The sequence below is a fragment of the Tianweitania sp. genome (assembly GCF_032053605.1).
Lineage (GTDB): Bacteria > Pseudomonadota > Alphaproteobacteria > Rhizobiales > Rhizobiaceae > Tianweitania.
The window spans coordinates 21,829-35,296 of the sequence record NZ_DAMBUH010000014.1 but is presented as its reverse complement, the minus strand read 5'-3'; the positions used below and the strand labels follow the sequence as shown (position 1 = coordinate 35,296).

At 62.7% G+C, this 13,468-nt stretch carries 10 protein-coding genes and 2 pseudogenes; 8 read left to right on the top strand and 4 right to left on the bottom strand.

Annotated elements, in window-relative coordinates:
* Positions 1-10 precede the first annotated feature (10 nt).
* Together RTX98_RS05540 and RTX98_RS05535 are read left to right on the top strand one after the other, a co-directional pair.
* The gene (locus RTX98_RS05540) at positions 11-1,555 is read left to right on the top strand and encodes a class I adenylate-forming enzyme family protein (protein ID WP_312795169.1); all 1,545 of its coding nucleotides are present in this window, start codon (positions 11-13) and stop codon (positions 1,553-1,555) included.
* Positions 1,552-2,643: a hypothetical protein gene (locus tag RTX98_RS05535; RefSeq protein ID WP_312795168.1), complete on the top strand. Its 1,092-nt coding sequence runs from the start codon at positions 1,552-1,554 to the stop codon at positions 2,641-2,643. Before RTX98_RS05540 ends, RTX98_RS05535 begins: the two co-directional genes overlap by 4 nt.
* Positions 2,644-2,670: 27 nt before the next feature.
* Here the strand turns inward: RTX98_RS05535 and RTX98_RS05530 are convergent, their stop codons facing one another.
* From RTX98_RS05530 to RTX98_RS05515, 4 genes are all read right to left on the bottom strand, one after another.
* On the bottom strand, positions 2,671-3,948 hold the full coding sequence (locus tag RTX98_RS05530) for a four-carbon acid sugar kinase family protein (protein WP_312795167.1): 1,278 nt from the start codon (positions 3,946-3,948) through the stop codon (positions 2,671-2,673).
* On the bottom strand, positions 3,945-5,219 hold the full coding sequence (locus RTX98_RS05525; protein ID WP_312795166.1) for a RuBisCO large subunit C-terminal-like domain-containing protein: 1,275 nt from the start codon (positions 5,217-5,219) through the stop codon (positions 3,945-3,947). The genes RTX98_RS05530 and RTX98_RS05525 overlap by 4 nt, the downstream gene beginning before the upstream one ends.
* Positions 5,220-5,227: 8 nt before the next feature.
* Positions 5,228-5,767, bottom strand: coding sequence for a VOC family protein (locus tag RTX98_RS05520; protein ID WP_312795165.1), 540 nt, complete (start codon positions 5,765-5,767; stop codon positions 5,228-5,230).
* 77 nt (positions 5,768-5,844) lie between these two features.
* Positions 5,845-6,867, bottom strand: coding sequence for a TRAP transporter substrate-binding protein (locus tag RTX98_RS05515; RefSeq protein WP_312795164.1), 1,023 nt, complete (start codon positions 6,865-6,867; stop codon positions 5,845-5,847).
* Between the two features lie 94 nt (positions 6,868-6,961).
* Here RTX98_RS05515 and RTX98_RS05510 point away from each other — a divergent pair, with 94 nt between their 5' ends.
* The 6 genes and pseudogenes from RTX98_RS05510 to RTX98_RS05485 all read left to right on the top strand — a co-directional run.
* Complete coding sequence (locus RTX98_RS05510) at positions 6,962-8,017, top strand: LacI family DNA-binding transcriptional regulator (protein WP_312795162.1); 1,056 nt, start codon at positions 6,962-6,964, stop codon at positions 8,015-8,017.
* Positions 8,018-8,068: 51 nt separating this feature from the next.
* Positions 8,069-9,934, top strand: coding sequence for a TRAP transporter large permease subunit (locus tag RTX98_RS05505; RefSeq protein WP_312795161.1), 1,866 nt, complete (start codon positions 8,069-8,071; stop codon positions 9,932-9,934).
* A 144-nt stretch (positions 9,935-10,078) separates the two neighbouring features.
* Positions 10,079-10,750 (top strand): GntR family transcriptional regulator, encoded by a 672-nt coding sequence (locus tag RTX98_RS05500; RefSeq protein WP_312795160.1) that lies wholly within the window; start codon positions 10,079-10,081, stop codon positions 10,748-10,750.
* Between the two features lie 35 nt (positions 10,751-10,785).
* Positions 10,786-11,660, top strand: a pseudogene (locus RTX98_RS05495) (dihydrodipicolinate synthase family protein).
* Between the two features lie 70 nt (positions 11,661-11,730).
* On the top strand, positions 11,731-12,915 hold the full coding sequence (locus RTX98_RS05490) for an extracellular solute-binding protein (RefSeq protein WP_312795159.1): 1,185 nt from the start codon (positions 11,731-11,733) through the stop codon (positions 12,913-12,915).
* 86 nt (positions 12,916-13,001) lie between these two features.
* Positions 13,002-13,468, top strand: a pseudogene (locus RTX98_RS05485) (ABC transporter ATP-binding protein); the annotation flags it as partial.

Here is a 13,468-nt window from a genome sequence, read left to right as displayed (position 1 = left end):
TTCCAAACTCATGCAGCACATCCTAGGACTGGCGAACCGCCTTCAGGACCTGGCGCGCGCCACACCTGACCGCATCTATGCGGCAACCGCTTCGGGCCCTGTGACGTTCGGCGCGCTCGCGACGGCAGCCGATGCGATGGCTCAGCGCCTGCACGACCTCGGTATCAAGCGAGGCGACCGGGTGGTGGTCATGATGGCCAACAGCCTGGCATCGCTGTCGTTGATCCACGGCCTGATGCGCGGCGGCTTCGTCTGGGTGCCGGTCAACCCGGCCCTTGTCGGCGCGCCGCTCCAGCATGTGCTGCGCACCACCCAGCCCAGCCTCATCCTTTGCGATGCCGGCGTTGAGGGTGCTCTTGAAGGGATGCCCGAGGCCGCTTCGATCCGGGTCGAGATCATCTCCGATCGCGGTCTGCCGACGCAAGCCGAAAAGCCCTCTGCAGATGACTTCGCCGGACCGGACGATCTCGCCACCATCATGTTCACCTCGGGCACGACCGGCCCGGCAAAGGGTGTGATGGTGACCCACATGATGCTGGAGCTGGCTGCGGAAGCGGTGAGCCTGTGTGCCGATGTCGTTCCCGGCGACAACCTCTTCATGTGGGAACCGTTCTACCATATCGGCGGCGCGCAGGTTCTGCTGCTGCCTTTCGTGCGCAACGTTTCGCTGACGATCTCCGACCGATTCAGCGCATCGCGGTTCTGGCAGCAGGTTGCCGAAGCGGGCTGCACGCATATCCACCATCTCGGCGGCATTATCCAGATCCTGCTCAAACAGCCCGACAGCCCTTGGGAGCGCAACCACAAGGTTCGTGTTGCCTGGGGCGGCGGCTGCGCGCCGGAAGCCTGGCTTCCATTTGAGAAGCGTTTCGGAATCCAGATCCGTGAATGCTACGGCATGACCGAATGCTCCAGCCTGACCTCGTGGAATGCCGAAGGCGTGGTCGGTTCGGTCGGACGTGCGATGCCATGGTTCGACATTACGTTGAAGGATGAGACCGGCCGGACGTTGGGACCGGGCGAAGGCCGGGGAGAGATCGTCGTGCGCACGTCCCTGCCCGGTGCGATCACCCAGGGCTACTATGCCAATCCGCGAGCGACCGCGAAGGCACTGCAGGACGACGGCTTCCACACCGGCGATCTCGGCTCCTGGGACGAGAACGGCATGCTGTTCTTCCACGGTCGGATGACGGACTCGGTCCGTTGCAAGGGCGAAAATGTTTCGGCCTTTGAAGTCGAGAGCGTTGCCAACCGCCACCCGGACGTTGCCGAAGCCGCAATGGTCGGCGTGCCGGGAGAGATCGGCGAGCACGATATTCAGCTGTTCATCCAGCCGCGCGAAGGGTCGCAGCCCGACCCGGCCGCTATCTGGTCATGGATGTCGCACCAGCTCGCAGCCTATCAGCGCCCCCGCTACATCGCGCTGGTGCCGGAATTCCCCCGCACGCCAAGCCAGCGCATCCAGAAGCATCTTCTGCCGCAGCGGCCGGACATGCGGTGGGAAGCGAACATTCCCAGCCACAAGCCGAAGATCCGCGAAGGAGCATCCAAATGAGTTGCGACATCCTCATTACCGGCACGGGCATGTTCGCCGGACGCATCGCACTCGACATCGCATCAACGGCGAGGGAGCCGATCAACGTCGTGATTGCCGGCCGCAACCGGATGCGGCTCGACTGGTTGCGGACGGCCGGGAATGCGCGTGCGGCAATGTTCGATACACCGGCACGCTTCGCCACGCAGGAAATCGACCTGCTCGAGCCGGGCGCCAGCGAGGCTGTCATTCTCGAACACCAGCCGCGCCTCGTGGTTCAAGCGGCATCGATCCAGACGTCGAGCGTGATTTCCGACGGTGGTTCGCGCTGGACCGATCTGGTTGCGGAAGGCGGGTTGAGCGCGACTGCGGTGTTTCAGGCGCTGATTTCGAGCCGTATGGCCGCTGCGATCTCAGCACTTGCGCCGCAAACCAAGCTGATCAACTGCTCGTTTCCCGATGTCGTCAACGGCATGATCACTGCGATGGGCCATGATGTGCTTTGCGGAACCGGCAACGTTGCCATCTTGTCGAATGTCTTTGCCGGCGCTCGCGAAAACCTTGATGATGGCCCCCTGCGCGTGCTCGCTCATTACCAGTGCCTTGCACCGTGGCGTCAGCCGCCGGAAGCGCGCAAAGGTGCAGCGGCACCGCGCGTATTCATCGGCGACACGGAGATCGCCGATCCGTTCCACGCCTTCAGCCACTGCCAATTGACCCCCGAACCGGCCATCGAAATTTCGGGAGCATCGGGCGTCACCCTGATGCTTGCCTTTGCCGCAAACAAGGTGTGGCACGGCCATGTTCCAGGGCCGAACGGGTTGCCGGGCGGTTATCCCGTCAAGCTTGAAGACGGGGCGTTGAAACTGGACTTGCCTTCATCGGTTTCCGAGGCGGATGCAATTGCCTGGAACGAAGCGTTTGAAGGGCGCAAGGGCCTGACCGTCGGCGACGGAACGGCGCACTATCATGGCCGGCTCAAGGAGTTGTTGGCTGAGGAAGGATCCGTTCACGCCGAGGGTTTTGCGTTGAAGGACCTCGAAGCGGTTTGCAGAGACCTGCTCGTTCTGCGCGATCGCCTTTCCGCCGCGCCATCCAGGGTGAACTAGCAGCGCTCAATCAGGGCTAAGGCGAGCCTAGACCTCACGCGGCTCTGCAAACCGATCGAACATTGCTTCCTCGCCCATTTGGCCGCCTTTGAGCAGGAGGCACAGGCCGTCGCGGGCGGGATTGTCGCTGCGGGTTTGTGACAGGGCGACGCCGGGCGCGAAAGAGCCGGCGCTGGAGAGACCCCAGACGCCGAGATGCTGAACGACATGGCTGGATGTGTCGCCGCCTGCGATCAAAAGGCGACGGACGGGGGCCTGATTAAGGATGCTGTCGGTCAGTCGACCGGTTGCGGTGGCGAGATCGGCGTGGGCCGAGTTTGTCGAGGCTTCGTCTTCAGGCGACGTGGTGACGAGCACGTTGGCGCCTTCGTTCAGGAGGCTCGCGGCTTCCTTGATGATTGCTTTGCGGTGCGCTTCCTCGCTGAGCAGACGTTCCGGGTTCACCGCCAATTTGCGATAGCGGGACGCGGCTGCGATCTGGCGGCGGGTCAAAGGTGACAGCGAGCCGGCGATCGCGAGGGTCGGACCGCTGTGGGCAGAAGCTTTGTTGGGCGCTGTGGTCTCGGAGGCTGGGAAGAAGGCTTGGGCGACGCTGCTGGCGCCGAGGACGATCTGTGGCGCGCCATTTACAGTGCGGGCTCTGAGCAGCTGGCCGATGCAGGCAATGTGACGCTCGTTGAGCGCATCGAGCAGGACATAAGGCTTGTCGCCGAGGTTGATGTCCTCTTCGGCATCAAGGTCTCGCCAGGACACAAGACCCACGTCACGTGCGCCGAGCGCCATCAAATGCCCTCGCAGGTCCGCTTCACCCATTGGGGTTGCCGGATGGCGGCTCATGGTAGGGTGGCGGTCGAGGCGGTGAACCTCGCCACCTTGTCCGGCAGCGGCGAAGAGGTTGCCGAAGATGCAGTAGCGGCCAAGCGACGGCTGACCGCCGAGCACAAGCACCTGTTCACGCGCGCCGGAGCTGCGCAGCGTTTTGACGGCAGTGACGAGGTTGCCGAGTTGGGAGGCGCTGTCGAAGGTCGAGCAGCATTTGTAATGGATCAACCGTGCGGCAATCTCGGCGAAGAAGGTCGCGACAGGTTGCAACTCGCGAATCATCGCATCGTCAGACATGCTGCGGGCGGAACCGGCGACGCCGAGGGCGTCTAGCGGGCCGGCCTGTTCGAGATGCTCGCGCGATGGAACGCCGAGGAACAGGAAGGCCTGGATGCCACGGGCGGAGAGCGTCGCCAGCGTATCGGTGGCGCCGGTGAAATCGTCGCCATACCAAGCGTAGGATGGCCGGCTCTGGCCGCTCATGCGGCTTTGCTGCCGAAGAATTCCAGCGCTTGCCTTAGCGCGGTCGAGGACTTTGCGGCATCTTCAAGCGTCTGGCCCGTGCGCGTTGCCTCGAAGGCTGCGCGGATGCTTTCGACCCCGGCCGCCGCGCCACCGGGATGACCCGCAATCCCGCCGCCGGCCATGAACAGGAAGTCATCGCCGCCTGCAGCCTGCCGGGTCGCAGGCACTGTTCCAGCCCATTGGCCGGAGGAAAAGGCGGGCAGCACGCGGTCGTCGGATTGATCGTCGAGCGGGGTCAGGCAGAGTGCCGTGCTTTGGATCACTTCCTGATTGTCCTGGGCGAACTTGCCGTCGAGACCATGGACATGCATGTGGTCGACGCCGGCCAGTCGCCACAGCAACTGATAAGCGTCAAAGCCGATGCCGAGCACATCGCAGCGCGACAGAGCGCCGAAGCCGTTGCGGTGGCCATGCAGTGCCAGATCGGTTGAACGGCGCAGCGTTTCCACCGCCGAAAAGCCGCACCAGTTCAGGTTGGCCATGACGCAGGTGCCGCCTTCGCGTGCAACCATATCGGCATGGCGGCGCATGGCGTCGGTATCATCGGTGATGTTGAAGGCCATCATCACCCGCCGCCCGGAGCGATCCTCGGCGCGCTTTACCTCGGCCATCACGGCCGGAATGCGCTCACGCAGCAGCGCATGATCCGGATTGGCGGAGATTTCATCATCCTTGATGAAATCGATGCCGGCTTGGCAGAGGATCGCGACCTGCGCGGCGGTTTCGGCCGACGACATGCCGACATTTGGCTTGATGATGGAGCCGAGCAGCGGCCCCGAGCCCGCGTTCATCAGCGTCCGCGTTCCCGCAATGCCCTGCTTCGGCATGCGGTAGCGGCGGCGGTAAGACGTCGGCAGGGTGATGGTTTGCAGCCGAAGGCCGGTCACCTCACCAAGGTCGTAGAGGTTGCCAGCAACGGTGGAAGCAAGGGCTGAAAGGTTGACGCCGACATTGGCGATCGGAAAGCGGATGCGGATGCGCGCGCGCTTGAATGGCCCGGCAATGCCCCGCCGTTGCAGCCAGGCGCTCGGCAGTGTCGGTTCTGGGCGTTCTTCGAGAATATCGACCGCGATGACCTCCGCGCGGGCGCGGGCGCGCAGGTCGTCCGTTTCGCCGGCAACGCGAATGAAGGTGCCGGATGACTGCTCGCCGGCCATGATCTCCGCAACCTTCGCAGGATCAAGCGGCGTTTCGACTAGATATTCGGCCTCGAAATGCTCTTCCGCCATGGGCTGCCTCACAGCTTCGACAGGTCCGGGAAGGGCCGAACGGGATCGCTGCCGTCCCAGCTCTCCGAAGCCTGGCGGATGGAATCGAACATCCGGCCCTTGGGTCCGGCCACTTCCGACAGTTCGATCACGGTGCCGGGGTGATAATGCGTGTCGAAATACACGAAGCGGCCATTCTGGCCGACCTCGCCGCTCATCACGACCCGGAACCCCTGCTTGATCAGGCGCTCGAGATCGGCATCGTACTGATCGGTCCAGTAGGCGACGTGCTGGAGACCGCGATGGCCCGCCTCGCGAAAATCGCGATACATGGAGGGGACATCGTTGCGCGTCTGGATCAGTTCGACCTGCAACTCGCCGGAGTTGGCGAGCGCGACCGAATTATGCGGCTGGTAGGTCTCGCCCTTGTAGCGGTAGTTTTCGATCGGCACGCGCTCATTGTAGAAGAAGGGGCCGACCCCAAGCGTACGGCTCCAATAATCCATCGCCGCCTCAATGTCGTCGACGACATAGCCGGCCTGGCGGATCTTTCCGAAGAAGCGACTCATCTGATGTCTTTATGTCTGCTTATTTGATGGAAACTGATGGGGAGATGCCTTGCATCTCCCTCATGATCATCCGGCGATCAGGCCAGTGAGCCCACAACGCTTTCGAGTGCGCCCCAGGCTTCGTCGCCGAACTCCTTGCTCCATTTGGAATAGAAGCCGCCTTCCTTGAGCTTGTTGCGGAAGCTGTCGGTTTCGACTGTGTTGAACTTCAACCCGGCCTTTTCCAAATCGGTCTGCACGCTGGAGTTCAGCTTGGCGATATCTGCGCGCTGGGCCAAGCCGGCTTCATTGATGGCGCGCGACACGATCTCCTTCACGTCATCCGGCAGACCGGACCATTCACGGCCGTTGGCAATGAACCAGTAGCCGTCCCAAATGTGGTTGGTTAGTGCGCAGTTCTGCTGCACTTCATAGATCTTGGAGACCTGGATGATCGGCAGCGGGTTTTCCTGCGCGTCGACCACCTTGGTCTGCAACGCGGAATAAACTTCCGAGAACTGCAGGCTGGTGGGCGATGCGCCGAGTGCGGTGAACATGTCGATGCTGAGCGGGCTGACAGGCACGCGGATCTTCAAGCCCGCCATGTCATCGGCTTTGGTAATCGCGCCGCTGCTGGTCGTCGTCTGGCGGAAGCCGTTGTCCCACATGGTTTCGAGTGCATGCAGGCGGGAGTCCGCGATCTTGTTGCGCACGAAGGCGCCGACCGGGCCGTCCATTGCCTTCCAGACCTGATCGTAATCCTTGAAGGCAAAGCCGACGGCGTTGAGGGCGGCGGCCGGAACAAGCGTCGCGATCACCAGCGACGACGGCGTGAAGAAGGTCAGACCGCCGCTGCGCACCTGGGACAGCATGTCTGTGTCGCCGCCAAGCTGGTTAGCCGGGAAGATCAGCATCTCGGCGCGGCCGTTCGTTTCCTTTGCGATGCGGTCGGCCGCTTCCTTGGCGCGGATGTTGAGCGGATGGCTGAGCGGCAGGTTGTTACCGTAGCGCAGGCGGATCTCCGCGGCATGCGCATAGCGCGGGATGCTGAACACGGCGCCGGCGGCCGGTGCGGCAGCCAGACCCTTGAGCAGCGTGCGGCGCGACAGTGTGGTCTTCATTTCATCCTCCCCAGAATTGTCTCTTCCCTCCGCAACAAATCCATCATACAAACCATCAAGTCAAATGCCGTTTCTGATGTAATCTGATGTAACCATGCTCGACAAACCCACACCCTCTTCCATGCAGGACAAGCGCTCGACCATCGTCGATGTCGCGCGCCAGGCCGGCGTTTCGACAGCGACCGTCGATCGCGTGCTGAACGGACGGCAGGGCGTACGGGCGCCGACGATCCAGCGCGTCATGCGGGCGGCGGCCGAGTTGGGCTATGTCGAAGAAAGCTCGGCAGCGGCTTCAATGCAGGCACCCGCCAACATCTCGATCCTGCTACCGTCCGGCACCAATCGCTATCTTGGCCACCTCGGACGGCTGATTGTCGAGCAATCCGAGGCTCTTCAGGAGCAAGGCATCAAGCCGACGGTCGATTATATCAAGAGCTTCAACCCGGAAGCGCTGGCGCAGGCCCTGCAGCGCCATGGCCGCAGCGCGTATGGAATCGCCTTCATGGCGCTGGAGCATCCTGCCGTGCGCGAGGCAGTCAATCGCCTGGCAGAAAAGGGCATTCCGACCGTCACGCTGATCTCGGACATCGCCAACGCGCAGCGCGCAGCCTTTCTCGGGCTGGATAACCGTTCGGCCGGGCGTCTGGCAGGCTATCTCATTGCCCGCTTCGTTGGCGAGCGGCCGGCCAAGGTCGCGATGATTGCCGGCAGTCTGAGCTATCGCGCCCACGAAGAGCGCGAAATGGGCTTCCTGCATGTGCTGAAGGAAAGCCATCCGCATATCGAAGTGGTCGGCATCCGCGAGGGCCAGGACGATGAGGCGATGAATTATCGCCAGATGCGCATGCTGCTCAGCCAGCATCCCGACCTCGCGGGCATCTACAATATCGGCGGCGGCGCAAGTGGCGTTGGCAAGGCGCTGAAGGATGCACGTCGCGAACATTCGCTCGTTTTCGTCGGCCACGGGCTCACGCCCGACACACGCTCCTTCCTGATGGACGGAACGATGGATGCTGTGATCACGCAAAATCCGAAGGAAACGATCCGCCGTCTGGCCGGCACTTTCCTCAACCTGCGGGGTGGCAAGTCGATCGCCAACGATGCCGAACCCATGCGCAGCGACGTGATCTTTCGCGAAAATCTGCCCTGAACCGGGCGACATCACGACGGCAAAAGGGGAGCGCCGTCAGGGAGGACAATCATGAGCACGACTTCCGAAGTCCTGGACGACATCCAGCTTGCCGAACTGCAACCGACCGCGACCGGCTCGAGATGGATGAGGCCGGTGGAAGCGGCGGCCGCAGCCCTGCTTCTGCTGATCATCGGGGTGTTGCTGGCGGGTGTGGTGGCACGCTACGTTTTTTCCACACCGCTGATCTGGGGCGATGAGGTCGCTTCCTTCGCTTTTCTATGGCTGGCCATGCTGGGTTCTGCGATCGCCATCGACCGCAACGAGCATCTGCGCCTGACGGTGTTTCTTCGACGCTTGAGCGAGCCTAAGCAGGCTTTCGTGACGACGTTGGGCCTGTTGCTGACCGCTGTGTTCCTTGGCAGTCTGCTTTATCCCGCCATCGATTATGCGATCGAGGAAAGCTACGTGACCTCGGCCGCACTCGTGCTGCCGATGAGCTACCGCGCTTCCGCCCTGCCGGTTGGCCTCGGTCTGATGCTGATCACCGTGATCATGCATGACGTTCTGCTCGGCAATGCGCGGATGCTCCTCCTGGCCGCCGCGGTCGTGGGCGCGGTTGGGGGTGCCTTGTTTGCGCTGGAGCCGGCGCTGGTGCCGCTCGGCAACTGGAACATCGTGGTGTTCCTGGTTGTCGGCGTGGGCATCCTTCTTGTCATGGGCGTGCCAATCGCGTTCTGCTTCGGCCTCGGCGCTTTGTCCTTCCTGACCTTCACCAGTTCGGTGCCGATCTTCGTGATCGTGGGCCGCATGGATGAAGGCATGTCGAGCATCATCCTTCTGTCCGTGCCGATCTTCGTTCTGCTCGGTTGCATCCTAGACGCCACGGGCATGGGCCGCGCGATCGTCAATGTGATGGCATCGCTGCTCGGCCATGTGAAGGCCGGCATGTCCTATGTGCTGCTGGGCTCGATGTTCCTGGTGTCGGGCATTTCCGGCTCCAAGGTCTCCGACATGGCGACGGTCGCGCCGGCCCTCTTCCCGGAAATGAAGCGACGCGGCCACAAGCCGCCGGAGATGATCGCGCTTCTGGCGACAGGTGCTGCCATGGCTGAAACCGTGCCGCCCTCGATTGTGCTGATCGTGCTGGGCTCCACCGCGGGCGTGTCGATCGCGGGACTGTTCACCTCCGGCTTTGCCATTGCCATGGTGCTGTTGGTGACATTGGCCATTCTGGCGCGCTGGAAGGCACGGCATGAGTCGATGGAAGGTGTGCGGCGCGCTACGCTTCCGACAATCGGCCGCGCGCTGCTGATCGCGGCACCCGCACTGGTTCTGCCGTTCCTGATCCGCAGCGTCGTTGGCGGCGGAGTTGCCACGGCGACGGAAGTGTCGACCATCGCCGTTCTTTACGCCCTGATTACAGGCGCGACGCTTTATGGCGGCATCTCATTGCGCAAGTTCTACGGCATGCTCGTGGAGACGGCGGCTTTGTCGGGCGCGATCCTGCTGATCCTGGGCTGCGCATCGGCCATGGCCTGGGCTCTGACGCAAACGGGGTTCGCCTCTCAACTCGCGCAGTCAGTCACCGGACTGCCGGGCGGATGGCTGACCTTCATGGCGGTAACAGTCGCGATCTTCGCGCTGCTTGGCTGCGTGCTCGAAGGTCTTCCCGCTCTCGTGCTGATGGCACCGATCATGTTCCCGATCGCCCGCAGCCTCGGCATCAACGACGTCCATTATTCGATGGTCGTGGTGACGGCGATGAATATCGGCTTGATCGCACCGCCCATCGGCATCGGCTTCTATATCGCCTGCAAGATCGGCGCCGTATCGCCTGACGAAGCCATGCGTGCGATCTGGCCGTATATCGGCGCGCTGCTTATCGGCCTGTTGTTGATCGCGGTGTTCCCGGTGTTCTCGACGTTCTTCCTCTAACTTCGCCGGCAAGGGGCGTTTCACGGACAGTATGGCACCACTTGCCGACAAGCCAACAAAGCTCACTGAAATCTGATACATCACGTCTTGCATATCAGTTCGAGCCGTGGAATGGTCCTCCTCAACACGGAACGGAGGCGGATCATGCTGGTGGAGGAGACCGATAGCGGCTTTCGGCCCATTCGCCTTCGCAGCCTGCGTGAGCATGTTCACGAGGAACTTCGCCAAGCCATTATCTCCGGCCGGCTGAAAAGCGGTGCGCGGTTGAACGAGCGGCAGCTGGCGGCCGATCTCGGCACCAGCACCAGCCCGCTGAAGGAAGCGCTTCGGCAGTTGGAGGCCGAAGGTCTGGTGCGGACGGAACCACGGCGCGGCAGCTTCGTGACGTTCTCGCAGCGGCAAGCGGAAGAAATGATGCTGGCTCGCGCTGCGCTCGAAAGCATCATCGCGCGCCAGGCTGCCAGGCACGGGTCGGTTGAAGCGTTTGACCTCCTCCGTTCGGTGATCGGCAAGATGCTGGCGGCCGTGGAAAGCGGGGATGTCGAAGAACTGATCCGGATGAACGAGCAGTTCCATGACGCGATTCATGATGCGTCCGGCTGCGAATACCTGCGCCGCCTGCAGAACACGCAGCGCACATACGACCACGCGGCCCGCGTCACGGTCCTGTCTCAAGAAGAGGTGCGGCGCATCTCGTTTCTCGAGCACGAGGCCATCATGAAGGCGATTGTTTCCCGCGATGAGGACGCGGCGGAGCGGTTGATGCGCCAGCACATCATGGATGCAGGGAAGACGCATATCGAACTGGTTTTCTAAGCCAGCCTTGGCGGGTTGGCTCCTGGGAGGGAAGCATGGAAATCGAGGATTATCGCCGCGTCCTGCAAGGGATCTCAGGCGTTCACGTCACCGCCTACGACGATCGCGGCGAGATCGAGCCGCCGGCGTGCACAACATCGTGTCGGGCGGCAATACCGGCGAGTTCTTCAGCCTCACCATGGACGAGGTCATCCGCCTTCAGGCCATCGCCATTGCAGCCAATGACGGCCGAGCCGCGCTTACAGCGGCCGCCGGACGCTCCGTGCGCGAAGCGATCACCGTGGCCCGCGCCGCAAAGGCCGAGGGTGCAGACGGCGTGATGATCCACCATCCGCTCGACCCTTTCGCCGCCCCGCATGCGCAGGTCGATTATTTCATCGCGATCGCTGAGGCCGTCGACCTCCCGCTGGTGGCTTATGTGCGTTCCGACCTGATTCCGCTCGACGAGATGGTACGTCTGGCGACCCATCCGGCTGTTGCCGGCGTCAAGTTCGCGTCGATCAACACGATGCTCTTTGCCGAATGCACCCGCGCCACCAAGGGCACAAATGCGACCTGGATCTGCGGCCTCGCCGAAAGCTGGGCGCTGCCCTTCTACGCGCTTGGCGGCAAGGGCTTCACGTCCGGCCTTGTGAATGTCGCTCCGGACCTGTCGATGGCAGTCTGGCGGGCGCTGGAAGCAGGCGATTACGCCACGGCGCGCGGTTATGTCGACAGCATCGCGCCGTTCGAGGCCATGCGCACGAAGTATCGCAACGGCGCGAACGTCACCGTGGTGAAGGAAGCGCTCGGCCTGCAGGGCACGAGTGTGGGGCCGGTGCGTCTGCCCGGATTGGCGCGGTTGGAAGACACGGACCGAGCCGCGTTGAAGCGTGTGCTCGAAAGCTGGAAGGAGGCCATCGCGGCCTGAGAATGAAAAGCGCCGGTTTGCCAAAGGAGGAGGCGGCCGGCGTTTCCATCAGACAACAGAGGAGGAAGTCATGACATACGGAATTTCACGCCGTCGCTTTCTGGCGAGCGCTGGTGTCGCCGCCGGCGCAGGCTTCGTTCTGCCCCAGGGCGCCTTTGCGCAGACCGCAAAGCTGCCCTCGTCACCCGTGGCGCTCAACGTCATCGATGCCGCCGGCAACCTGGCTTTGACGCAGCCGATCTTCGACAATTTTGCGAAAGAACACAGCGACCTCGTTTCGCGCTTTACCTTCAACAAGGCGCCGTCGCCGGAACTGCCGGGCAAGATCAAGGCTCAGCAGCGCGCCAACCGCATCGACATCGATCTCGTGATCATCGGCCCTGACGCACTGTCGGCCGGTCTTGCCGATGACATCTGGACTGACATTATCGCACTGCCCGAAAACGGCCTGCCGGATCTGCAGTCGATCTATCTCGATCCGGCCTGGCGCATGCAGGGCCTGGCCAAGGGCAAGGGCGTGGTGGTGTCCTATTACCCCTCCGGCCCGCTCATCGAATATATGCCGGAGCGGGTGAAAACCCCGCCAACTTCGGCCGAGGAACTTCTGGCCTGGGCCAAGGAAAACCCGAACAAGTTCATCTATGCGCGCCCAGCCAATTCCGGCCCCGGCCGCACCTTCCTGATGGGCCTGCCTTACCTGCTCGGCGACACCGACCCGAAAGATCCGGCGAAGGGCTGGGACAAGACCTGGGCCTACCTCAAGGAGCTGCACAAGCACATCGAGTATTATCCGGCCGGCACCGGCGCCCTGATGAAGGAGTTCGGCGAAGGCACCCGCGACATGACTGTGACCACCACGGGCTGGGACATCAATCCCCGCGCACTCGGCGTGGTGCAGAAGGAAGCAGCTGTCGGCCAGCTTAAGGGCTTCCACTGGGTTTGCGATGCCCACTACTTCTCCATCCCGAAGGGCGTTTCGGACGAGAAGGTTGCGGTGCTCATGGAGTTCATCAAGTTCGCGCTGCAGCCGCAGCAGCAGGCTTTTTCCTATGATGCCGGCTATTTCTATCCGGGTCCGGCCGTCAAGGACGTGACGCTGCAGATGGCACCGCAGGCGAGCCAGGATACGATTGCGCAGTTCGGCCGTCCCGAATACGAGGACTGGATCGCCAACAATCCGATCGAACTGCCGCTCGAGCCGGAAGCGCTGGTCACGGCCTTCCGCCGCTGGGACGAAGAGGTGGCAGCCGGCTGACCGGCGCCAACTCGACGCATCGAAGACTGCGGATCACGTTATCCGCAGTCCCCTTCCCCATTCATGCTCGGAATGGATCTGTCGGCATGTCGCTTGCTTCCCTGTCCTTCAACCAGTTGCGCCTCGAGCGGATGAGCCGGGCCTTCGGCACGTTCAACGCGCTGAACGAAATCGACCTGACGATCCGCAAGGGCGAGTTCGTCGCGCTGCTCGGGCCGTCCGGCTGCGGCAAGTCAACGGCGCTGAATTGCATCGCCGGCCTGCTCGGCACGACCGGCGGCGGCATCTATATCGATGACAAGCGCATCGATCAGCTGAAGCCGGAAGACCGCGGCTTCGGCATGGTGTTTCAGAACTACGCGCTGTTTCCGCATATGACCGTGCTGCAGAATGTCGGTTTCGGGCTGAAGATGCGCGGTCTGCCCCGCGCCGAGATCGACGAGCGCTCTCATGCAGCACTCGCGCTCGTGCGCTTGCAGGGCCAGGCCGACAAGCTGCCCGGCCAGCTCTCCGGCGGCCAACAGCAGCGTGTGGCGATTGCCCGCGCCATCGT

Bases quoted from the DNA above. Each gene is read 5' to 3' on its own strand.
- RTX98_RS05490 (WP_312795159.1), top strand. From the start codon at position 11,731: ATGACATACGGAATTTCACGCCGTCGCTTTCTGGCGAGCGCTGGTGTC.
- RTX98_RS05540 (WP_312795169.1), top strand. From the start codon at position 11: ATGCAGCACATCCTAGGACTGGCGAACCGCCTTCAGGACCTGGCGCGC.
- RTX98_RS05505 (WP_312795161.1), top strand. From the start codon at position 8,069: ATGAGCACGACTTCCGAAGTCCTGGACGACATCCAGCTTGCCGAACTG.
- RTX98_RS05535 (WP_312795168.1), top strand. From the start codon at position 1,552: ATGAGTTGCGACATCCTCATTACCGGCACGGGCATGTTCGCCGGACGC.
- RTX98_RS05530 (WP_312795167.1), bottom strand. From the start codon at position 3,948: ATGAGCGGCCAGAGCCGGCCATCCTACGCTTGGTATGGCGACGATTTC.
- RTX98_RS05520 (WP_312795165.1), bottom strand. From the start codon at position 5,767: ATGAGTCGCTTCTTCGGAAAGATCCGCCAGGCCGGCTATGTCGTCGAC.
- RTX98_RS05500 (WP_312795160.1), top strand. From the start codon at position 10,079: ATGCTGGTGGAGGAGACCGATAGCGGCTTTCGGCCCATTCGCCTTCGC.
- RTX98_RS05515 (WP_312795164.1), bottom strand. From the start codon at position 6,867: ATGAAGACCACACTGTCGCGCCGCACGCTGCTCAAGGGTCTGGCTGCC.
- RTX98_RS05510 (WP_312795162.1), top strand. From the start codon at position 6,962: ATGCTCGACAAACCCACACCCTCTTCCATGCAGGACAAGCGCTCGACC.
- RTX98_RS05525 (WP_312795166.1), bottom strand. From the start codon at position 5,219: ATGGCGGAAGAGCATTTCGAGGCCGAATATCTAGTCGAAACGCCGCTT.